The organism is Belnapia sp. F-4-1, from assembly GCF_000802185.1.
Classification (GTDB): Bacteria; Pseudomonadota; Alphaproteobacteria; order Acetobacterales; family Acetobacteraceae; genus Belnapia.
The window spans coordinates 1,888,537-1,909,091 of the sequence record NZ_KN676113.1 but is presented as its reverse complement, the minus strand read 5'-3'; the positions used below and the strand labels follow the sequence as shown (position 1 = coordinate 1,909,091).

Annotated in this window: 19 protein-coding genes; 4 read left to right on the top strand and 15 right to left on the bottom strand. The window is 69.3% G+C overall.

Annotated elements, in window-relative coordinates; genetic code table 11:
* Window position 1: 1 nt before the first annotated feature.
* The 11 genes from LH62_RS09275 to zapE form a co-directional block, all read right to left on the bottom strand.
* Complete coding sequence (locus tag LH62_RS09275; protein WP_043360760.1) at window positions 2–295, bottom strand: FeoA family protein; 294 nt, start codon at window positions 293–295, stop codon at window positions 2–4.
* A gap of 75 nt (window positions 296–370) precedes the next feature.
* On the bottom strand, window positions 371–1,162 hold the full coding sequence (locus LH62_RS09270; protein ID WP_043360759.1) for an SDR family NAD(P)-dependent oxidoreductase: 792 nt from the start codon (window positions 1,160–1,162) through the stop codon (window positions 371–373).
* A gap of 75 nt (window positions 1,163–1,237) precedes the next feature.
* Window positions 1,238–1,828, bottom strand: a complete 591-nt coding sequence (locus LH62_RS09265; protein WP_043360757.1) for a hypothetical protein — start codon at window positions 1,826–1,828, stop codon at window positions 1,238–1,240.
* Between the two features lies 1 nt (window position 1,829).
* Window positions 1,830–2,111, bottom strand: coding sequence for a hypothetical protein (locus LH62_RS09260; protein ID WP_043360756.1), 282 nt, complete (start codon window positions 2,109–2,111; stop codon window positions 1,830–1,832).
* Between the two features lie 140 nt (window positions 2,112–2,251).
* The gene (gene odhB / locus LH62_RS09255) at window positions 2,252–3,517 is read right to left on the bottom strand and encodes a 2-oxoglutarate dehydrogenase complex dihydrolipoyllysine-residue succinyltransferase (RefSeq protein ID WP_043360755.1); all 1,266 of its coding nucleotides are present in this window, start codon (window positions 3,515–3,517) and stop codon (window positions 2,252–2,254) included.
* Between the two features lie 118 nt (window positions 3,518–3,635).
* Entirely contained in the window at window positions 3,636–6,530 is a 2,895-nt protein-coding gene (locus LH62_RS09250) for a 2-oxoglutarate dehydrogenase E1 component (protein ID WP_043360753.1), read from the bottom strand.
* 148 nt (window positions 6,531–6,678) lie between these two features.
* Window positions 6,679–7,557, bottom strand: coding sequence for a succinate--CoA ligase subunit alpha (gene sucD, locus LH62_RS09245; protein ID WP_043360752.1), 879 nt, complete (start codon window positions 7,555–7,557; stop codon window positions 6,679–6,681).
* Window positions 7,558–7,560: 3 nt separating this feature from the next.
* Window positions 7,561–8,754, bottom strand: a complete 1,194-nt coding sequence (gene sucC, locus LH62_RS09240) for an ADP-forming succinate--CoA ligase subunit beta (RefSeq protein ID WP_043360750.1) — start codon at window positions 8,752–8,754, stop codon at window positions 7,561–7,563.
* Between the two features lie 40 nt (window positions 8,755–8,794).
* The gene (mdh, locus tag LH62_RS09235; protein WP_043360748.1) at window positions 8,795–9,748 is read right to left on the bottom strand and encodes a malate dehydrogenase; all 954 of its coding nucleotides are present in this window, start codon (window positions 9,746–9,748) and stop codon (window positions 8,795–8,797) included.
* 123 nt (window positions 9,749–9,871) lie between these two features.
* Window positions 9,872–10,255 carry a hypothetical protein gene (locus tag LH62_RS09230; RefSeq protein WP_043360747.1) on the bottom strand — a complete coding sequence of 128 codons (384 nt, stop codon included), beginning with the start codon at window positions 10,253–10,255 and terminating at the stop codon, window positions 9,872–9,874.
* Between the two features lie 36 nt (window positions 10,256–10,291).
* Complete coding sequence (gene zapE, locus LH62_RS09225; protein WP_043360746.1) at window positions 10,292–11,452, bottom strand: cell division protein ZapE; 1,161 nt, start codon at window positions 11,450–11,452, stop codon at window positions 10,292–10,294.
* 662 nt (window positions 11,453–12,114) lie between these two features.
* Between zapE and LH62_RS09220 the strand changes: the two genes are divergently transcribed.
* Entirely contained in the window at window positions 12,115–12,843 is a 729-nt protein-coding gene (locus LH62_RS09220; RefSeq protein WP_052214045.1) for an RraA family protein, read from the top strand.
* 144 nt (window positions 12,844–12,987) lie between these two features.
* Here LH62_RS09220 and LH62_RS09215 read toward each other — a convergent pair whose 3' ends face one another.
* Entirely contained in the window at window positions 12,988–14,196 is a 1,209-nt protein-coding gene (locus LH62_RS09215) for an MFS transporter (RefSeq protein WP_043360745.1), read from the bottom strand.
* Between the two features lie 298 nt (window positions 14,197–14,494).
* Here LH62_RS09215 and LH62_RS09210 point away from each other — a divergent pair, with 298 nt between their 5' ends.
* Complete coding sequence (locus LH62_RS09210; RefSeq protein ID WP_043360743.1) at window positions 14,495–15,484, top strand: catalase family peroxidase; 990 nt, start codon at window positions 14,495–14,497, stop codon at window positions 15,482–15,484.
* Window positions 15,485–15,623: 139 nt separating this feature from the next.
* Here the strand turns inward: LH62_RS09210 and LH62_RS09205 are convergent, their stop codons facing one another.
* The 3 genes from LH62_RS09205 to LH62_RS09190 all read right to left on the bottom strand — a co-directional run bounded on the left by LH62_RS09205 (window position 15,624) and on the right by LH62_RS09190 (window position 19,017).
* A complete protein-coding gene (locus tag LH62_RS09205) occupies window positions 15,624–16,604 on the bottom strand; it encodes a tripartite tricarboxylate transporter substrate binding protein (protein ID WP_052214041.1) in 981 nt (326 codons plus the stop codon).
* A gap of 341 nt (window positions 16,605–16,945) precedes the next feature.
* Window positions 16,946–17,437 (bottom strand): HlyD family efflux transporter periplasmic adaptor subunit, encoded by a 492-nt coding sequence (locus tag LH62_RS09200; RefSeq protein WP_052214038.1) that lies wholly within the window; start codon window positions 17,435–17,437, stop codon window positions 16,946–16,948.
* Window positions 17,438–17,886: 449 nt separating this feature from the next.
* Window positions 17,887–19,017: an AGE family epimerase/isomerase gene (locus LH62_RS09190; protein ID WP_052214036.1), complete on the bottom strand. Its 1,131-nt coding sequence runs from the start codon at window positions 19,015–19,017 to the stop codon at window positions 17,887–17,889.
* A gap of 153 nt (window positions 19,018–19,170) precedes the next feature.
* Here LH62_RS09190 and LH62_RS09185 point away from each other — a divergent pair, with 153 nt between their 5' ends.
* Window positions 19,171–20,172 carry an NAD-dependent epimerase/dehydratase family protein gene (locus tag LH62_RS09185; protein WP_043360741.1) on the top strand — a complete coding sequence of 334 codons (1,002 nt, stop codon included), beginning with the start codon at window positions 19,171–19,173 and terminating at the stop codon, window positions 20,170–20,172.
* A 108-nt stretch (window positions 20,173–20,280) separates the two neighbouring features.
* Window positions 20,281–20,547 carry a hypothetical protein gene (locus LH62_RS09180; protein WP_043360738.1) on the top strand — a complete coding sequence of 89 codons (267 nt, stop codon included), beginning with the start codon at window positions 20,281–20,283 and terminating at the stop codon, window positions 20,545–20,547.
* Window positions 20,548–20,555: the final 8 nt, after the last annotated feature.

The following is a 20,555-nucleotide window of genomic DNA, read 5'->3' as shown; positions in this document are numbered from 1 at the left end:
GCTAGATCGGCTCCACCAGCACCGCCGCAGCCTCTCGCCGGCGCAGCGCGATGGTGGCGGAATCGACCCGGATGGCGATGGGGTCCCGCCCGAACAGGCCCTGATGCAGAAGCTCCACCTCCGCCCCCTCGACGAAGCCGAGTTCCAGCAGCCGGCGCTCCAGCTCCTCGGCCGGCAATCCGCCGGAGGCGAAGGCGCGCAGGCCCCGGATCCGCCCGCGGAAGCCCTGCGGGGCGGCGCCTAGATCGAGCACGGCGAATGGCTCAGCCAGGACGGTATCGGCGATGAAGGACATGGGGGACCCGTGACTGAGGCCCCCTTGTAGATGCGAACGCGTAGCGCTTGCAACTCGTGGCCAGGCGATGGGCGGTCACCCGATCTGCACCAGCCGCCCGCCATCCACCGGCAGGGCGACGCCGGTGATGAAGCCTGCCTCGTCGCTGGCAAGGAAGAGCGCGGCATTGGCCACGTCCCAGGCTGTGCCCATGCGGCGGCGCAGCGGCACCTTGGCGTCACGCTCCGCTGCCACCTCGGCCCGGGTCTTGCCGGTATGGCGGACGCGGGTATCGACCGCCATCGGCGTGTCCATCAGCCCGGGCAGGATGGTGTTGCAGCGGATGCCATGGCCGGCATTCTGGATCGCCACCTGCTCAGTGAAGGCGAGCATCGCCGCCTTGGTCGCCTTGTAGGCGACATAGGGGTAGCTCTCGACCGCGGCGGCCGAGGAGATGGAGAGGATCACCCCGCCCCCCTGCGCCCGCATGATCGGCAGGGCGTGCTTCACCGCCATGACGAAGCCGCGCAGGTTGATCGCCGTGACGCGGTCGAAGGCCTCCTCGGTGATCTCAGTCGGCGGCGCATCGCCTCCGGCGAGCGAGACACCGACATTGTAGTGCAAGATGTCGAGCCGCCCGAAGCGCCGCACCGCCTCCTCCAGCGCGGCGGCGAGCGTCGCCTCCTGCGTCACCTCCACGGGGAGGGCGAAGGCGCCGTTGCCGGCCAGCCGCGCCGTCTCCTCGGCCGAGGCGAGGTCGCGGTCGGCGCAGGCCACCCGGGCACCCTCCTGGGCGAAGCGGATGGCGGTCGCGCGGCCATTGCCGGTGCCCTCGCCGGGCCCCTGCCCCGCGCCGATGATGATGGCGGTCTTGTCCTCGAGGCGCATGGTGTTCCTTCCCCCTTGGCCGTCCGCGCATGCTGCGCCGATGCGGGCCGAGGGGGTAGGGGGTGCCGCCAGGCCTCAGCCGCGGATCGCGGCGCGGAAGCCGGGCTTGTCCAGCAGGGTGTCCACCGCCTCGCTCATGCTGCGCAGCGCCACCCGCCTCAGGTCGTCCACGGAAGCGAAGACGCCGGTGCTCAGCGACAGGATGCTGCCATCGACATTGTAGGCTTTGGTCCGGTCGGACCAGAGCTCCCGCCCGGTCGCCCGCTCCGTGACCCGTATGCCGAAATCGGCCGTGGCTTCGCGGCGGGCATACTGGTTGGCATCAAATTGGTAGATCGTGATGGCCAGCGCATAGCGCCCTGTCCCCGTGCCCGCCTGCAGGCCGCGCGCCGCCAAGGCATCGGAGAAGGCGCCGGCCACCACCTGGTCGACAGGCCGGTCGGCCTCCAGCGTCTTCACCGGATTGCCGTAGCCACCGCGGATGGTGCCGATCCAGCGCGGATCGTCGCTGCCGGCGCGGCGCTGGTTCGTCACCGGCTGGATCACCGTCACCAGCGGGCGGGCGGGCGCAGTGCTGACCGGCACCGTCGGCGCATAGGCCATCGGCGATTGGGTCGTGCCGCAGGCAGCGAGAAGCCCGAGCAGCAGCAGGCTCGCGAGCCGCACCCTAGATCTCCCGCGGCGGCCGCGGCCGGCGGGGCGGGCGGGGCCCAGTGCCGAACTGCTCCTGCTGCGGCGGCCCGCGGCGCTCGCGCGGCGGCGGCGGTGGGGCGGCCAGCTCGGCCTGCAGCTCGCGGATCTTGCCGGCGATGGAGGTCTTCAACTCAGGCGAGGTGTGCGGCTTCAGCGTCCTGTAGGTCTCCTTCAGCTCGGCCAGCAGCCGCACCTTCTCCTCGCGCGTCCGCTTCAGCGGGCGGTTGTCGGAGAATTGGCCTTCGAAGGAACGCATGTGACTCTCCCGTTAGGGGGTTGGGCGCAAGGGACGCGCCAGGGGGTTCCGGCTTTCGCCGGCCCCGATCCTAGCAGATTGTATCGAAGCGAAGCGTGGGAATCAGGGGGCCGGTTGCGCCGGCCCCCAGGCTGTTCCCGTCAGAGGTCCAGCATCAGCCGGCGCGGATCCTCGACGCCTTCCTTCACGCGGACGAGGAAGCTCACCGCCTCCTTCCCGTCGACGATCCGGTGGTCGTAGGACAGGGCCAGGTACATCATCGGCCGCACCTCGACCTTGCCGCCGACGACCATCGGCCGCTCCTGGATCTTGTGCATGCCGAGGATGCCGGACTGCGGCGGGTTGAGGATCGGCGTCGACATCAAGCTGCCATAGATGCCGCCATTGGTGATGGTGAAGCTGCCGCCCGCCATCTCCTCCAGCTTGAGCTGCCCGTCGCGGACGCGCTTGCCGAAATCGCCGATGCTCTTCTCGATCCCGGCGAAGCTCATCTGGTCGGCATTGCGCAGCACCGGCACGACCAGCCCGTTCGGGCCGCCGACCGCGATGCCCATATGGACGAAGTTCTTGTAGACGACGGTGTCGCCCTCGATCTCGGCGTTGACCGCCGGGTATTCCTTCAGCGCCGCGACGCAGGCCTTCACGAAGAAGGACATGAAGCCAAGCTTCACCCCGTGCCGCTTCTCGAAGGCGTCGCGGTACTCGGCGCGCAGCGCCATGGCCGCGCCCATATCCACCTCGTTGAAGGTGGTGAGCATGGCGGCGGCGTTCTGCGCCTCCTTCAGCCGGCGCGCGATGGTGATGCGCAGCCGGGTCATCTTCACCCGCTCCTCGCCCTCCTCCAGCGGCCGGGCGGCCTTGGCGGCGGCTGGGGCCGCGGCCGGCGCGGCGGCGGGGCGGGAGAGGAAGTCGAGCACGTCACCCTTGCTGATGCGGCCGTCCTTCGCCGTGCCGGTGCCGATCTGCTCGGCGCTGACCCGGTTCTCGGTCATCAGCTTGGCGGCGGCGGGCAGCGGCGCATGGGCGTTCGGGTTGCCCGGCACCGCGACGGGGCCCTGCGGCACCCGGGGCTCCTCCACCTTCGGCTGCGCCGCCGCCGCCGGGGCGGGCGCGGGCTGGGCCGGGGCCGGGCTCGGCGCAGCGGCGGGCTTCGGCGCCGCCGCGGCGCCGGCCGCACCGATCACGCCGAGCACCGCGCCGGGCTCGACCTCGGCCCCCTCGTCGGCGGCGATGGATTCGATGACGCCGGCGGAGGGCGCATTCACCTCCACCGTTACCTTGTCGGTTTCCAGCTCCACCAGCGGCTCGTCCACCGCAACCTGCTCGCCGGCCTTCTTCAGCCAGCGCGCCACGGTGGCGGTGCTCACGCTCTCGCCGAGGGTGGGTACCAGGATATCCGTCGCCATCTGTCTCTCGCCTTCCGTCTAGAGCGTGATCGTTGATCGCGCTCTATTTGTTCCCCGGTCGCGTGATTCTCGCCTTGTGCCGTCCCGGCCTCCGGCGATCACGCTCCGGCCGCCGACCTCAGAGCCCGAGCGCGGCCCGCACCAGGGCTTCCTGCTGCTGCTGATGCACCTTGGCGAGGCCGGTGGCCGGGCTCGCCGCTTCGTCGCGGCCCACGTATTCGGGCCGCTTCGCCTTGATGTCGAGTTCCTTCAGCACGCGCTCGAGCCGCCGGTCGATATAGGTCCAGGCGCCCATGTTCTCGGGCTCCTCCTGGCACCACACCACCTCGGCATTCTTGTAGGGCGCCAGCGCCTGGCTGAGGCTCGCCTTCGGGAAGGGATGCAGCTGCTCCACGCGGATGATCGCCACATCCTGCACGCCCTTGTCGCGCCGCTCCTGCAGCAGGTCGTAATAGACCTTGCCGGAGCAGAGCACGACCCGCTTCACCGCCTCCTCCGGCGCGATCGCGTCGATCTCGGGGATGACATACTTGAAGGTGCTGCCCGGGCCGAACTCAGCCAGGCTGCTGACCGCCAGCTTGTGCCGCAGCAGCGACTTCGGCGTCATCAGCACCAGCGGCTTGCGGTAGTTGGCCTTCAACTGGCGGCGGAGCGCGTGGAAGTAGTTGGCCGGCGTCGTCAGGTTGCAGACCCGCATGTTCCGCTCGGCGCAGAGCTGCAGGTAGCGCTCCAGCCGGGCGGAGCTGTGCTCGGGCCCCTGCCCCTCATAAGCATGCGGCAGCAGCATCACGAGGCCCGACATGCGCAGCCACTTGGTCTCCGCCGAGGCGATGAACTGGTCGATGATGACCTGCGCGCCATTGGCGAAGTCGCCAAACTGCGCCTCCCACAGCACCAGGGTATGCGGATCCGCCAGCGAGTAGCCGTAGTCGTAGCCAAGCACGCCGAACTCGCTCAGCAGGCTGTTGAAGGCCTCGAAGCGCGGCTGGCCGCTGCGGATGTTGTTCAGCGGCACGTATTCGGCCTGGGTCTTCTGGTCGACCAACACCGCGTGGCGATGGCTGAAGGTGCCGCGCTGCACATCCTCGCCCGAGAGGCGGACGCGATGCCCATCCAGCAGCAGGGTGCCGAAGCCCAGCGCCTCGCCGGTCGCCCAGTCGATGCCCTCGCCGCTCTCGATCGCCTGCTTCTTGGCCTCGAGCTGGCGGGCGATCTTCGGGTTGACGGCGAAGTCCTCCGGCACCCGGCCGAGCGCCGCGCCGACTTCGCGCAGCGTCTCCAGCGGCACCGCCGTCGGGTGGAGCTGCTCCACCGCATCCTCGGTGCCGGCCGCCTTCAGCCCGGACCAGTGGCCTTCCAGCCAGTCGGCCTTGTTCGGCTTGAAGCTTTGCGCCGCCTCATGCGCCTCCTCCAGCCGTTGGTTGAAGGCGTCCCACATCGCCTTCGATTCGCCGGCCGGGACGCTGCCCTCGGCCGCGAGCCGCTCGGCATAGAGGGTGCGGGTGGTCCGCATCTCCTTGATGCGGCCGTACATGATCGGCTGGGTGAAGGCCGGCTCGTCGCTCTCGTTGTGGCCGTGGCGGCGGTAGCAGACGATGTCCACCACGACGTCCGTCGAGAATTCCTGGCGGAACTCGGCCGCGAGGCGGGAGACGAAGACCACCGCCTCCGGGTTGTCGCCGTTGACGTGCCAGATCGGCGCCTGCACCGCCTTGGCGATGTCGGTGCAGTAGAGGCCGGAATAGGCATGCACCGGCACGGTGGTGAAGCCGATCTGGTTGTTGGTCACCAGATGGATGGTGCCGCCGGTGCGGTAGCCGATGAGCTGGCTCATCGCCATGGTCTCATAGACCAGGCCCTGGCCGGCGAAGGCGGCATCGCCATGCAGCAGGATGCCCATGACCGAATGCCGGCCCTTGACGTCGCCCGCCATGTCCTGCCGCGCCCGCACCTTGCCGACCACGACCGGATCGACCGCCTCGAGATGCGAGGGGTTGGGCTGCAGGGACAGATGGACCTTGCGCCCGCCGACCTCGATATCCGTGCTGGTGCCGAGATGGTACTTCACGTCGCCCGAGCCCTGGACGTCGTCCGGGTTGGCTCCGACGCCCTTGAACTCGGAGAAGACCTGGGTGAAGGGCTTCTTCACCACGTTGACCAGCACGTTCAGCCGGCCGCGATGCGCCATGCCGATGGCGATCTCGCCCACGCCGGCCGCCGCCGCCGTCTCGATCACCGCCTGGATCGCCGGGATGGTGCTCTCGCCGCCTTCCAGGCCGAAGCGCTTGGTCGAGACGTACTTACGGGCGCAGAAGGCCTCGAAGCCCTCGGCCTCGGTCAGGTCCTCGAGGATGGCCTGCTTTGCCTTGCCGTCGAAGGCGGTGGTCCAGGGGGCGCCTTCCATGCGCTGCTGGATCCAGGCCTTCTGGCCGGGGTCCTGGATATGCATGAACTCGACGCCGATCGGCCCGCAATAGGTGGCCTGGCAGACCGCCATGATCTGCCGCGGCGTCGCCGTATCCAGGCCGAGCACGCCGTTGATGAAGACCGGCCGGTCCATATCGGCTTCGGTGAAGCCCCAGAAGGTCGGGTCCAGCTCCTGGTGCGGCCGCGGCTTGGCGAGGCCGAGCGGGTCGAGCTGGGCATGCAGATGGCCGCGCACCCGGTAGCTGCGGATCAGCATCAGCGCGCGGATGGAGTCGAGCTGGGCGCGGCGAATGGTCTCGGCATCCGGGGCGGCGGCCGGCGCGGCACCCTTGCCGCCCTTGGCACCGCCCTTGGCGGCGGGCGCGGGCTCCGGCTCCGGCGCGAAGCCGCCACGGCCGCGCGGCGCCCAGGAGGCACCGACCGCATCGGTCAGCACCGCCTTGGCATCGTCGTCGAGAACGGCGAAGAGCTCAGCGAAGGAAGGATCGACGCTGTCGGGCTTCTCCACCCAGCGGGCGTAGAGATCGGCGAGGAAGGCGGCGTTGGCGCCCGTCATCGCTGTCGCGAGGATATCCACTCCGGCCATATGTCTCTCCGTGCCGGCCAAGAGGGGCCAGCGGTCTCTATCGGCACATGCAATGATCGCCGCGCCCCGGAAGGAGCCACGGCGATGGGTAACATAGGGGCTCGGCGCCCGATTTGGCAGCCCCGCAAGGCTGCCCCGTGTGGAACGCCTAGCCTTTCAGGGCCTTCACCATGGTTGAGCCGAGTGCCGCCGGGCTGTCCGCCACATGGATGCCGGCCGCGCGCATCGCCTCGATCTTGGCCTCGGCGGTGTCCTTGCCGCCCGAGATCACGGCGCCGGCATGGCCCATGCGGCGGCCGGGCGGGGCCGTGGCGCCGGCGATGAAGCCGACCACCGGCTTGCCGCCCCGGTTCTCCCGCGCCAGGAACTCCGCCGCCTCGATCTCCGACTGGCCACCGATCTCGCCGATCATGACGATCGACTTGGTCTCGTCATCGGCCAGGAACATCTCCAGCACCTCGACGAAATCGGTGCCCTTCACCGGGTCGCCGCCGATGCCGACGCAGGTGGACTGGCCGAGCCCGGCGGCCGAGGTCTGCGCCACCGCCTCATAGGTCAGCGTCCCCGAACGGGAGACGATGCCGACCGAGCCGCGCCGGTGGATGTGCCCCGGCATGATGCCGATCTTGCAGGCATCCGGGGTGATGACGCCCGGGCAGTTCGGCCCGATCAGCCGCGACTTCGAGCCGGAAAGCGCCCGCTTCACCCGCACCATGTCGAGGACGGGGATGCCCTCGGTGATGCAGATGACCAGCGGCAGCTCGGCATCGATCGCCTCGAGGATCGCGTCCGCCGCGAAGGGCGGCGGCACGTAGATGACGCTGGCAGTCGCCCCGGTGGCCGCCACGCAATCCGCCACCGTGTCGAAGACCGGCAGGCCGATATGGGTGGTGCCACCCTTGCCCGGCGTCACGCCGCCGACATACTTGCTGCCGTAGGCGATGCCCTGCTCGGCATGGAAGGTGCCCTGGGCTCCGGTGAAGCCCTGGGTCATGACCTTGGTGTTCTCGTCGATCAGGATCGCCATGGCTCAGGCTCCCTTGACCGCGGCGACAACCTTCTGCGCCGCGTCCGCCAGGTTGTCGGCGGGGATGATGGCGAGGCCGCTCTCAGCCAGGATCTTCTTGCCGAGCTCGACATTCGTGCCCTCGAGCCGCACCACCAGCGGCACGGAGAGCGACAGGTTCTTCGAGGCCTCGACGATGCCGGTTGCGATCATGTCGCACTTGGCGATGCCGCCGAAGATATTGACCAGGATCGCCTTCACGTTGGAATCCGAGGTGATGATCCGGAACGCCTCGGTCACCCGCGCCGCATTCGCCGTGCCGCCGACATCGAGGAAGTTCGCCGGCGAGGAGCCGTAGAGCTTGATGATGTCCATGGTCGCCATGGCGAGGCCGGCGCCGTTCACCATGCAGCCGATCTCACCGTCGAGCGCGACATAGTTCAGGTCGTTCTTGACCGCGTCCAGCTCCTTCGGGTCCATCTCCGAGTCGTCGCGGAGGGCCTCGAGGTCCTTGTGGCGGAACAGGGCGTTGTCGTCGAAGGAGACCTTGGCATCGAGCGCCACGATCTCGCCCGCGCCGGTGACGACCAGCGGGTTGATCTCGACGATGGCGCAGTCGAGCTCCTGCACGGCGCCGTAGAGCGCGGTGACGAATTTGGTGAAGCTCGCCACCTGCTTGCCGGTCAGGCCGAGGCCGAAGGCGAGCTTGCGGCAATGGAAGCCGGAAAGGCCGGAGGCCGGGTCGATCGCCGCCTTCAGGATCTTCTCGGGGTGGTGCTCGGCCACCTCCTCGATCTCCATCCCGCCCTCGGTCGAGGCCATGACGGTGAGGCGGGAGGTGGCGCGGTCCACCAGCAGGCCGAGATAGAGCTCGCGCTTGATGTCGCAGCCGTCCTCGACATAGACGCGGGAGACGGTCTTGCCCGCCTCGCCGGTCTGCTTGGTGACCAGCGTCTTGCCGATCATCGCCTCGGCCGCCGCGCGGACATCCTCGACCGACTTGACGACGCGGACGCCGCCCTTGCCGTTCGGGTCTTCCTTGAAGCGCCCGGCGCCGCGGCCGCCGGCATGGATCTGCGACTTCACCACATAGACGGGGCCGGGCAGCTTCTTCGCTGCCTCGGCCGCTTCCTCCGGCGTCCAGGCCACATGGCCCTGGAGCACCGTGACGCCATAGCGCCCCAGCAGCTCCTTCGCCTGGTATTCATGGATGTTCATGCGGTCATCCCCTGCAAGCGAATGGACGCCAGAGTGGCGATCAGACGCCGAGCTTCTTGAAGTCCTCGATCAGCTTCTTCACCGCGTCGCAGGACTTGTCGAAGGCGGCCTTCTCCTCCGGCGTGAACTGCACCTCAACGATGCGCTCCGCGCCGCCGGCGCCGATGACCACCGGCACGCCGACATAGAAGTCGCTGAGGCCGTACTCGCCGTTCAGCATCACCGCGCAGGGCAGCACCCGCTTCTTGTCGAGCAGGTAGGCCTCGGCCATGGCGATGGCGGAGGCGGCCGGGGCGTAGAAGGCCGAGCCCTTCTCCAGCAGCTTCACGATCTCGCCGCCGCCATTGGCGGTGCGGTTGACGATGGCGTCGATCTTCTCCTGCGTCGTCCAGCCCATCTTGATGAGGTCGGGGACGGGGATGCCGGCAACGGTGGAGTAGCGGGTCAGCGGCACCATGGTGTCGCCATGGCCGCCCAGCACGAAGGCCGTCACGTCCTCGACCGAGACGTTGAACTCCTGGGCGAGGAACAGGCGGAAGCGGCTGCTGTCCAGCACGCCGGCCATGCCGACCACCTTGTTCGCCGGCAGGCCCGACTTCTGCTGCAGCGCCCAGACCATGACGTCGAGCGGGTTGGTGATGCAGATGACGAAGGCGTCGGGCGCGTAGGTCTTGATGCCCTCGGCCACCTGGCCCATGACGCCGGCATTCTTGGTCAGCAGGTCGTCGCGGCTCATGCCCGGCATGCGCGGGAAGCCGGCGGTGACGATCACCACGTCGGCCCCGGCGATGGCGGCGTAGTCGCCCGTCCCGGCCATGTTGCTGTCGAACCCGTCCACCGGGCCGGACTGCATGATGTCGAGCGCCTTGCCGGCCGCGACCCCCGGGAAGACGTCGAACAGCACGACGTCGCCCAGTTCCTTCAGGCCGATCAGGTGGGCGAGGGTGCCGCCGATATTGCCGGCGCCGATCAGCGCGATCTTCTTGCGGGCCATGACGTGTCCTTGAGGAACGGGGGGCGGAAGGCGCCCGGACGGCCGGGACCGTTCAGGCGAAAACAGCGCGCTTCCTACTCCCGACCGCATCGACCGGCAAGGCAGGGGTCCGGCCGCCCCCGCTCAGATCGGCATGCAGCGGACGATATCGTCATGCCCGGTGGCGAGCACCGCCATGGTGCCGTCCGGGCAGGCATTGGCCTGGATGCCGGCAGCCGGCGGCAGGCCCTGGGCCCAGCTCATCCGCGGGGCCCGGCAGCCGCCATGCTTGGCGCTGCAGGCCGCGGCCGAGGCCGCCCGCTGGTCCCGCCCGGCGCTGCCCCGGCCCCGCATCGGCACCGAGCGATGCACCGCCGACTGAGGCCGCCCCAACTGGGACCGTCCCGCCTGCTGCGGCTTCGTCACCGTCGCCTGCGCCTGCTGCCGTCCCCCTCCACTCTTCTGCGCCGCCTCCGCCGGAACCGCGATGAGGCCGAGGCCGAGGAGAAGCAGGGAGAACAGGCGCATTTAGAATCCTCTCAAATCCGTGAATATTACCTCATATTACGTCAGGTGCGGCAGGGCGAGATAGTCCTGGCTTTGCATTTCCGTGAGCCGGCTCGCCGTCCGCTCGAACATGGCTGCGTTCTCGCCCTGTTCGTAAAGCGAATCGGGCGGCGCCTCGGCCGAGGCCACCAGCTTGCAGCGATGCTCGTAGAGCGCATCCACCAATGTGATGAAGCGCCGCGCCCGGTCGAAATTCTCCGGCCCGAGGCGCGGAATGCCGTCCAGCACCAGCGTGTGGAAATGGGTGGCGACGGCGAGGTAGTCGGCCGGTCCCAACGGCTTGCCGCACAACTCGTCGAAATCCGCCCGGGCCACGCCACGCGCCGCTTCCGGCAGTTCCACTACCCGGCCGAGCACGGTCAGGCGGGCCGGCGCCCCCTGCGCCTCCCCGGTCAGCTCGAGGAACGCCCGGTCCAGCGCCCGCTCCGCCCTTCCATCCACCGGGCTGTGCCAGCTCGGCAGGCCGCGGATGCGCTCCCGCCGGTAATCCTGCTGCGCCTCGAGATGCAGCACGTTCAACCGCTTCTTGATGAGGGCGATGAAGGGCAGGAAGGCGTCGCGGCCGGGCCGGCCCTTGAACAGGTCGTCCGGCGCCGTGTTGCTGGTCGCCACCACCACCACGCCGCGGGCGAAGAGCGCCTCGAACAGCCGGCCGAGGATCATCGCATCGGCGATGTCGTGCACCTGGAACTCGTCGAAGCAGAGCAGGGCCGCGTCGACGCTGATGGCGTTGGCCAGCGGCGGGATCGGGTCCGCCTCGCCCGGATTGCGCCGCTTCCAGGCATGGATCGTCTGGTGGCAGTCCTGCATGAACTGGTGGAAGTGGATGCGCCGCTTGCGGATAACATCGGCGCAGTCGAAGAACAGGTCCATCAGCATGGACTTGCCCCGTCCCACCTCGCCGACGAGGTAGAGGCCCTGCGGCGTTCCTTCCGGCGCCTCGGGCACCGGCTTGCGCCGCATGAAGCGGGCGAGGAAGCCGGCCTCCGGCGGTGCCTCCGGGTGCGGGTCATAGCCGCGCAGGCGATGCCAGAGTTCCTGCAGGGTCTCGGCGGCGAGGGCCTGGGCGGTATCCGGCTTCAGCAGCCCGGCCGTGACGCGGGCACGGTAGGCCGGCAGCGGGCCTTCATCGGTGCGGGGGGTAACGGGCGCATGCATCGCGCCCCGGCGGATAGCCCGGACGGGGCGCCGCGGCAACTGGCCGGCCCCGAAGCTTCCTCGCGGCACGCCGCGGCCAGCGCTTGCCTTGCCTGTCGATGAGTCCGTCGGGCCGGCGGGCGCGACGCCGGCCCGGTTGCGAGCGAGCCGGCCGGTGCCTTGGTCTGAAAAGAAAAAGGGGGAAGGAGAAAGCCAGTTCGGTAAAGGTTGGGTAGGACGAGGCGGAGGCGCCTTGGCGATGGTCGCTCCGAAAGTCCTGGCCGCAGGATCGGGCTGCTGCTCCCCGACGGCTCCTTAGGTGACGGGGGGCGGCCTCGGACAGGGCGAGGTCTTGGACAGCAGAAGCCGGAGCGGTATGGCCCTTGGCGTGCCGGATTCAGGCGATCAAGCGTGCCAAGCCCCCTTCTCCGGCGCCCAAAAGCCCAGCCCCTATCTTCACGAATTCGTGATTGACTGGACTGGAAGTCGTCGCGCCGAGGCCCTGCGGATCAAAGGAGGCAGCCACCTCCCCGAAGAACCCGGCATCGCGCCGCGGCGGACAGACTGGCCGCGCAGCCTGCCCTGCCCGGCGGCAAGATCCGCGACCGGAGGGTCGCGGAAGGCCTGGACGGCCGCCATGGTGCTGGCGACCATGCGCGCGCAACTCAGGGGGAAAGGCCAGCATGACAGCCAGCAAGGACGACATCTTCGCCGGACTGCGCCGGATCGACACGCCGACCATCACCAACGTGGTGGCGACCTATCCGAAGAACCCGCTTTGTCTCGGGCTGTACAACCCATGGACCGAGAACTGGTACACCGATAGCTCGATCCGCTGCATCTATCCGGACATGGGGCCGGTCATCGGCCACGCCGTCACCTGCGTCTACGGCCTGCCCGACCCCAATTACGGCGGCCGGCTCAGCTTCATGGACGTGATCGACGCGCTCGATGCCATGCCGAAGCCGACCATCCTGGTCATCCAGCAGAAATGGCCGCCGGAGCTGATGAGCAAGGCGGGGCTCGCGGGAGAGATCATGGTGACCTCCATGATGTCGGTCGGCTGCATCGGCCTGCTCTCAAACGGGCCGTCGCGCGATGTCGACGCTATCCGCAAGCTCGACTTCCAGTTGCTGCTCGGCGGCGTCACGGCCGGGCATGGCGAGATGGCGGTGCAGGCGGTGAACGTGCCGGTCTCGGTCGGCGGCATGGATGTGGCGCCGGGCGAGCTGATCCACATGGACGAGAACGGCGCGGTGAAATTCCCCGTCGAGCGCGCCGCCCAGGTGCTGCAGAACGCCGAAACGATGTTGGCCGGCGAGGCCGAGCATCTGGCACGGCTGCGCGCCGCGAAGACCGCGGCCGAGGTGCGGGCGGCCGGCGGCGCCTATTCTGCCAAGCCGAAGGCCTGACGCGATGCGACGGGGCGGGCCCATCATGCTCCGCCCCGGATCGGCCGGAAGGTCGGTGCCCGGAATTCGGCGGGGTGCCGTCATTGGGCAGGCCATGCACTAGGAAGCTGCGGATCGCGGCAGGCGCCGACCGCCGCCGATGCGCTAGGCCGGCCTCAGGCGCTCAGGCCGCATCCGAGGCAGGGGCGGAAAGGCAAGGGCGATCGCCACGGCCCCGAAGCCTATCGCCAGGGAGCTGAGGTGCATCCCCGCATAGCTGCCGAAACGGTCGAAGATCCACCCACCGACCGCGGGTCCCGCTGCCATGCCAAGGCAGGACACCATGGTGGCCGCGCCGAACACCGTGCCGAGGACACGGGGGCCGAAGTAGTCACGCGCGAGCACCGCGTAGAGCGGCATCACCCCGCCATAGGCGAGGCCGAACACCGCGGCGACGGCGTAGAACTCGCCGAGGCTGCTGGTTGGGAGAAAGGCGCCGATCGCCAGCGCCTGCAGCAGCAAGCCCCCGATCAGCACAGGCTTGGCCCCATGCCGATCGGCGAGCACGCCCAGAAGTAGACGCCCGCCAAGCCCGGCCAAACCCTGCAGGCCGTAGACGCTGACGGCGGCTGCGGCGGACAAGCCGCAGACCATCGCATAGCTTACGACGTGGAAGATCGGCCCGGCATGTGCCAGGCAGCAGGCAAAGAAGGTCGCCGCGAGCACCACGAACTGCCGGGAGCCCAGCGCCTGCCGGGCGGTGAAGTCCTGGCCTGTCGCGGCGGCGTCCGCGCCTGGGTGCAGGGCCGTGACCGGCGGGCGGCGCAGCAGCAGCGCGGCCGGCAGCAGGACCGTCCAGGCGATGATCCCCATCAGGAGTTGCGAGCTGCGCCAATGATGGTTGGAAAGCAGCCATTGGGCGAAGGGCGCGACCGTCACGGGTGCCGTCCCGAGGCCGGCGGACACGAGGGAGACCGCGAGCGCCCGCTGGCGGTCGAACCACGCGCTGGCCGTCGCCATCATGGGCGCGAAGAAGGCGCCGACCGCCGTGCCGAGGAACAGGCCATAGGCGAGTTGGAACGTCAGCAGGCTCGTCGCGCGGCTTGCCAGCACCAGCCCCGCGCCCAGCAGCAGCCCGCCCGCGATGCCGACAATCCGCGGCCCATAGCGGTCGCTGACCCAGCCCCAGCCAAAGCCGCCGAAGCCCATGGCCAGGAAGGCGATCGTCATCGATGCGGAAATGCCGGCGCGCGACCAGCCAGTGTCGGTGGCAACGGGACCGAGGAAGACGGCGAGGGAGAACAGCGACCCCATGCCGACGCAGCCCATCAAGGCCCCGACGGCGACGATGACCCAGCCATAGTGTCGTTCCATTGGCGTTTCTCCCCGCGCGGTCCCTGCCGGCCCGGGTCCCGCTGCGGTTCGCATCGTCCCAGATTGGCGCCGCGAAGCAAACTCCCGTCCCGCAAGCGAACCGTCGCCGACGAAGAACTGGGTGATGTGCAGACGGCGCCGTGGTTCCCGGGCTCGCATGCCTGACCGCCTCATGCGGCGCCACCACAGCTGGTTGGTTGGCCGAGGCCGCCCGCCTCGTCGAACGTCACGTTGCGAGGACGACCGCGCTTCCCACATCATGCTATGGCGAGTTGCCAAAGGAGGAAGGCTCATGCCCATGTCCCCTCGTACCGCTCAAGTCGTAGTTCTCCTCCTCGGCCTCGGAGTTGCCGTTCCGGCCGATGCCCAGGCGCCGACCCCGACGCAGGTGATCGAAGCCTTCGAAGGTGTGCAGGGCCCGATCCGGACGCATCGCCCGAGCCACCCCAAGGGTACCTGCGCCTCAGGTTTCTTCGAGGGTACCGCCGAGGGGGCGCGGCTGTCGGTTTCGCCGACCTTCGGCGGGCAACGCATTCCGACGATCATCCGCTTCGCCGTCGGCGGTGGTCCCGCCGCCGCCGATACCAGCCGCAGCACCCGCGGCCTCTCGATCCGCTTCCAGGTGCCCGGCGGCACCTCCTGGGACATGGCGAACATCTCCGTCCCCATCTTCGGAGCGCCCACGCCCGAGGCACTGGTCGAGGGGCTTCGCGTGCGCAGGCCGGACCCGGCAACCGGGCGGCCGGACCAGGCTGCGGTCGACGCCTTCATCGCCGCGAACCCGAAGACCACGCTGCAGGGAAGGTGGCTCGCCGCCAATGCTCCGCCGGCGAGCTGGGCGACGACGCCCTATTGGGGGGTCAACACCTTCCGCTTCCGCGGCGCCGATGGCGAGGTCCGCCCGGCACGCTGGGTGTTCGAGCCCGTGGCCGGGACGCAGCGCCTCAGCGAGGAGCAGATGCGCAGCCTGCCGGCCGACTTCCTGGCCGATGAGCTGCGGGGCCGGGTCGCGCAGGCGCCTGCCACCTTCGACATGGTGCTGATCTTCCCGCAGGCTGGCGACGACCTGAACGACCCGACCACCGCATGGCCCGACGACCGGCCACGCGCGACCGTGGGCCGGCTGACAGTCACCGAGGTCGCAGCCGGGCCGGGCGGCGCCTGCGACCGGATCAGCTTCCTGGCGCTGGCCAATCCACCCGGCGTCGAGTTCAGCGACGACCCGACGCTGCGTGCCCGGCCGGCGCCTTACGCGGTGTCGCTGTCGAAGCGGACACGGCCGCAGTAACGCCAGGCCGGGAATCGGCAGCCTCGATTCGCCTTGTCAGGGCGGCGGCCCCGCCGGAACAGTCCCCGTCGGCGTCCACGCCTGGGCTTCGGCAAGGGATCCGGACGCCGGCTCGCCGAGCCTCCGGTTCCCGGGCCCCTCAGTCGATCGACAGGTTCAGCCGGGTGACCATCCGCTGCTCGTACCCGGCGCGTTCGCGGGCGAATGCGGTGTAGTCGGCGGGGCCGAGATACTCATTCGGCATGTCGTTGCTCGCCATGAACTCCTGAACCCGCGGATGAGACTGCGTTTTCCGGAAGGCCTGGTGCAGCGCCTCGGTCACCTCAGGGTCCATGCCCTTCGGCCCGGCGACGCCGTAGGGCGAGGTCACCACCATGCCGTAGCCAAGCTCCAGCAGCGTCGGCGCCTGGAGGAAGCTGCGCAGCCTCTCCTTCGTCCAGACAGCCAGCAGCCGCAACTGCCCCGTCTCGACGACCGGGGCCCAGGAGTTGGAGTTGGCGATGCAGTCCAGTTGCCGGGCCAGCACGGCGGTGATGTTCTCCGAGGTGCCGCGGTAGGGCACATGCGTCATCTGCACGCCTTCCTTCTCGCACAGCTCCTCCATGGCCAGGTGGTTGGAGGTTGCGATGCCGGAGGTGCCGTAGGTGAGCTCGCCCGGGCGCCGGCGTGCTTCGGCGAACATGTCGGCCAGCGTGTTCCAGCCCGACGCCGGATGCACCACATGGCCGAAGACGAACCCCGTTTGCTGCATGATATAGGTGAAGTCGTTCACCGGGTCCCAGGTCGGCCGCTTCGTCAGGAAGGGATGCCGGATGACCGAGAGATGGTGGTGGGCGATGGTGTAGCCGTCGGGCCGTGCCTGGGTGAGCAGGAACTGAGCGGCCAGCGTGCCCCGGGCGCCCGGCCGGTTCTCGATGATCAGCGTCTGGCCGGTATCCTGCTGGAACAGCTCGGCCTGCAGGCGGATGAAGGCGTCGAGCGTGCCTCCGGGTGCCCAGGGGATCAGGAACCGCACCGGCCGATTGGGGAAGCGCCCTTGGCCGATGGCCGGACAGGCGAGCACCGTCGTGGCCAGCGCGGCACCCAGCGCCGAGCGACGGCCGATGGAGACCGTGTTCATTGATGTTATCCTCCCAGCATGGCCGCCTTCCGGTTGCCCGGACTTTGGCGGGCGCCATGTTTGCGCAAGATGGGTCCCGGAACCATACCCCAGCCGCTTTGCGACCCTGCGGTCCCCGGCGTCCGGAAGGCGCCGTCAGGTACCGGCACGCGGTCCCGCTGCCCTCGGCATTCTCCGGTTGGCGGAGCATCGGACTATCGGGGCCCGTCGCCGTCCAGCGCCTGTCATTGGGGGTGGTCCCGATGTCCCGGGCCCATCCTACCGCCGCAGCATGGACGCGCCCCCCTGCTTGAAGGCGTCGCTGCCACTTTCGACGAGTAATCGCAGCACACGGCCGCCGCTCACGCGCCCGGCCGAAGCTCCGAGGGAGGCGCCGGCGGCACCGTCCGCCGTACCAAGCTGCGCACCGGCTCCCAGAAGTATCCGAGCGGAGTCCGGCTTTCTCCGATCAGGAAGCCCTCAACCGGCATGCCGGCCATGAGCGAACGCTGCGGCACGAGGTCGAGCGCGCCAGGATCGAGCGCGACCCGGACAAGATAGTAAGTCCGGTCGGCAGCGTCGTTTTGCAGATCGGGCGAGACGGTCATCACTTGGCCCGGCAGCATCGGCGGGTTCTGCTGCCGGAGCGCGGTCAGCCGCAGCCTTGCCCGCTGCCCGACCGTCACTTGGTCGATATCCGTCGGCAGGAGCCGCAACTCGGCCACCAGCCTGTCCTCAGCCGGCACGAGATCGAGGACAGGCTCGCCCGCGCTGATGCTCGCTCCGGGCGTTAAGGCCCGGATATGGGTGACCCGCCCGGCCTCCGGCGCCAGCACCTCGCGCCGCGCCAGCACGTCCTCCGCCGTGCGGAGCTGCTGCCGAGCCGTGGCGATGTCCGCCTCGGTCGCCCGGATGTCGGTGGCGATGTCGGAGAGCCGTTGCAGCCGGATGCTGGTCAGCTGTCGCTCCCCCTGGGCGATGCCCTCGCGGAGTTGCGCCTCCTGTGCCTCCGCCTAGCCGATGATGGCGACGAACCCCGCCTCCTGTTGTTGCAGATTCAGCACCAGGAAGCGCGAGGCATAGCCCTGGCTCAGCAGGCGGTTGTAGCCTTCGATCTGCTCCTTGACCGAGGCCGCCTGCCGCGCACTTCCTGATTAGGCGCAACGGTCGACTCGATTGCCGGCACCATGAAATGTAGACGCAGTTCACGCAAAAGTTTATTTATCGACTTGCGGGGACGGCAGTTCGGCTCACGTACAACTCGCCCGGTTTCCCGCGGGCGTTCAATCCAGAACGGTTTCTCTCAGTCCCGGCCACCCAGGACGCGCTCCGCCTCGGCCAGGACGAGGAAGACGTGGTAGAGGGCGCTCGCTGGAACCAATCCTGGCATCGGCCGGCCGCCTTCATCGACACGGTCCAGCCAACCCGCCTCGACAGGCCGGCGCAGGAAGTAACGGTCCAACGCCGCCAGTGCCCGGCGCGCCTGTTCTGCCGCTCCGGCGGAGCCGAATTCCGCCTCCGACAGCCAGGCCTTGGCGAGTTCCGTCTGCAGCCAGGTTCGCCGCGTGCCGCGATGCACATCGCCGCCGCGCAGGACCTCGTCGACCAGCAGCCCCGTCTCCGGCTCCACCCAGCGCATCGCAGTGGCCAGCAAGTCGCCCGCGACCGGACTGTGCGGCAGGCCGGCCAGCGCCTGGTGCCGGCGTAGCAGCCAGGCCCATTCGGCATGGTGGCCCGGCTCCAGGATGCGCCCGTCGAGGCCCGGCGCCGGCGCCCAGTCATCGGTGAAATACTCGCCGAGGCTTCCCGTCGCCGCATCGTAGAACCGCGTTTCGAACAGCGCCCGGTGCCGCGCCGCCCGCTCCGCCGCACCTGGGAAGCCGGCTTCCATCAGTGCCAGCATCGCCTCGTACCAATGCATCTGCGGGTTCTGCCGCCGCGGCAGGCTGGGTGGGACACCCTCCAGAAGGCTGCCATCCGCCGCCGTCATCCGTGCATCGACGAAGCCGAGCACAGCCTCCAGCACGTCCCGGATCCTGGTCTCCCCCGTTGCCCGCAGCAGCCAGGCGCAGGCGAGCACGAGGAAGGCATGGTCATAGGCGTCGCGCAGCGGACTGACGACCTGCCCCTCCGGCGTGACGCTGTGGGCGAAGCCGCCCTGCCCATCGGGTGCGTGAGCGATCCCGACCAGGCGGTCGAAGGTCCGGAGCGCCAGCCCTGCCCCGGCGGGATACCAGCCGATGACGGCCGCATGCGCATAGACATAGATTTGCCGTGCCTGCACCCGCACCCGCCGGACGGCGCCGGCATCGGGCCGGCCATCGGGAAACAGCCGCTCCTGGAACAGCCCGGCCGCCGCGTCGTATCCCTCGGTGGCCCAGTAGGGCAGCACGGTGCCCTTCATCCACCGGGCCAGATCCCGCTCCACGCTCACGCTGGGCTATCCGGCATCGGGGGTGGCCGCTCCTGCATCCGGGTCGAAGCACCATGGCCAAAGCCGCCGGCATCGGCAACGTTTCTGCGGCTTGCCCTCGCCCTGGACTCGTCCGACACAGCTCCGTCACGCAGCGAAAGAGATGAGGCCGCCATGAAATTCCTGGTCACCGGCACCGCCGGCTTCATCGGCTTCCACCTCGCCCACCGCCTGCTGGCCGAAGGCCATGCCGTCACCGGCATCGACGCCATGGTCCCCTATTACGACCTGCGGCTGAAGGAGGCCCGCCATGCCCGGCTCGCCCAATCCGCCGGCTTCAGGCCGCTGATCCTCGACCTCGCCGACGCCGCCCGCCTCGCCACGGTGATGCGGGAGGAGGCGCCCGAGGTCGTCATCCACCTCGCCGCCCAGGCCGGCGTGCGCTACGCGATGGAGCACCCGGAAAGCTACATCCACAACAACGTCGTCGCCTCCTATGCCCTGGCCGAGGCCTGCCGCCACCACCCGGTGCAGCACCTGCTGGTCGCCTCCACCAGCTCCGCCTACGGCGCCAATACGTCCATGCCCTTCCGCGAGACGGATGCGGTGGCGACCCCGCTCAACATCTACGCCGCCACCAAGCTGGCCACCGAGAACATTGCCCACAGCTATGCCCATCTCTGGCAGCAGCCGACGACGGCTTTCCGCTTCTTCACCGTCTACGGTCCCTGGGGCCGGCCGGACATGGCGCTGTTCAAATTCACCGACGCCATCCTCCGCGGCCGCCCGATCGACGTCTACAACCACGGCCTGATGGAGCGGGACTTCACCTATGTGGACGACCTGGTCGAGGCCATCATCCGCCTCGTCCCTTGCCGGCCGGAAATCGGCAAGCCGGCCGGCCCCGGCGACTCGCTGAGCCCCGTCGCCCCCTACCGCCTGGTGAACATCGGCAACGCCAACCCGGTGCGGCTGCTGGAATTCATCGCCGCCATCGAGCAGGCGACCGGCCGCGCCGCCGAGCGCAACATGATGGACATGCAGCCCGGCGAGGTGCTGAAGACCTGGGCCGATTCCAGCCTGCTCCAGGCGCTGACCGGCTACCACCCGACCACCGACGTTCCCACCGGCGTCACCCGCTTCGTCGCGTGGTTCCGCGAGTATTACGGGGTCTGACCCCCGCCACGAGCCGTTACAATCTGCCCCGGCGTCGCGCCAATCCGGCCCCGATCCCGCCTTGACCGGAGCCCCATCATGCCTTCGTGGACCCATCCACAGGAGGACATGATGCGTCGCTTTTTCGCTGCAGCCGCTCTCGGCCTCGGGCTGCTGTCCGCCGGCGCCGCGCTGGACGGCGCGAGTGCGGCCCCCTTCCATCGTGAAGGCCCGGGCGTCACCACAGTGCATGGCGACCACTGGCGGCACTATGCGCCCCCGCCACGCCACCACCACTGGCACCGCTATGGCCCGCCGCCGCGCCATTATGGCTGGCAGCACCATGGCTGGCACCACGGTCGCCACCACCACGACCGGACCTACGGCTGGCGCTGACCTCCCCG

What these genes read in the sequence shown, in the direction of transcription:
- LH62_RS09275 (WP_043360760.1), bottom strand. Translation starts at nt 295, where the DNA reads ATGTCCTTCATCGCCGATACCGTCCTGGCTGAGCCATTCGCCGTGCTC.
- LH62_RS09270 (WP_043360759.1), bottom strand. Translation starts at nt 1,162, where the DNA reads ATGCGCCTCGAGGACAAGACCGCCATCATCATCGGCGCGGGGCAGGGG.
- LH62_RS09260 (WP_043360756.1), bottom strand. Translation starts at nt 2,111, where the DNA reads ATGCGTTCCTTCGAAGGCCAATTCTCCGACAACCGCCCGCTGAAGCGG.
- odhB (WP_043360755.1), bottom strand. Translation starts at nt 3,517, where the DNA reads ATGGCGACGGATATCCTGGTACCCACCCTCGGCGAGAGCGTGAGCACC.
- LH62_RS09250 (WP_043360753.1), bottom strand. Translation starts at nt 6,530, where the DNA reads ATGGCCGGAGTGGATATCCTCGCGACAGCGATGACGGGCGCCAACGCC.
- sucD (WP_043360752.1), bottom strand. Translation starts at nt 7,557, where the DNA reads ATGGCGATCCTGATCGACGAGAACACCAAGGTCATGACCCAGGGCTTC.
- sucC (WP_043360750.1), bottom strand. Translation starts at nt 8,754, where the DNA reads ATGAACATCCATGAATACCAGGCGAAGGAGCTGCTGGGGCGCTATGGC.
- mdh (WP_043360748.1), bottom strand. Translation starts at nt 9,748, where the DNA reads ATGGCCCGCAAGAAGATCGCGCTGATCGGCGCCGGCAATATCGGCGGC.
- LH62_RS09230 (WP_043360747.1), bottom strand. Translation starts at nt 10,255, where the DNA reads ATGCGCCTGTTCTCCCTGCTTCTCCTCGGCCTCGGCCTCATCGCGGTT.
- zapE (WP_043360746.1), bottom strand. Translation starts at nt 11,452, where the DNA reads ATGCATGCGCCCGTTACCCCCCGCACCGATGAAGGCCCGCTGCCGGCC.
- LH62_RS09220 (WP_052214045.1), top strand. Translation starts at nt 12,115, where the DNA reads ATGACAGCCAGCAAGGACGACATCTTCGCCGGACTGCGCCGGATCGAC.
- LH62_RS09215 (WP_043360745.1), bottom strand. Translation starts at nt 14,196, where the DNA reads ATGGAACGACACTATGGCTGGGTCATCGTCGCCGTCGGGGCCTTGATG.
- LH62_RS09210 (WP_043360743.1), top strand. Translation starts at nt 14,495, where the DNA reads ATGTCCCCTCGTACCGCTCAAGTCGTAGTTCTCCTCCTCGGCCTCGGA.
- LH62_RS09205 (WP_052214041.1), bottom strand. Translation starts at nt 16,604, where the DNA reads ATGAACACGGTCTCCATCGGCCGTCGCTCGGCGCTGGGTGCCGCGCTG.
- LH62_RS09185 (WP_043360741.1), top strand. Translation starts at nt 19,171, where the DNA reads ATGAAATTCCTGGTCACCGGCACCGCCGGCTTCATCGGCTTCCACCTC.
- LH62_RS09180 (WP_043360738.1), top strand. Translation starts at nt 20,281, where the DNA reads ATGATGCGTCGCTTTTTCGCTGCAGCCGCTCTCGGCCTCGGGCTGCTG.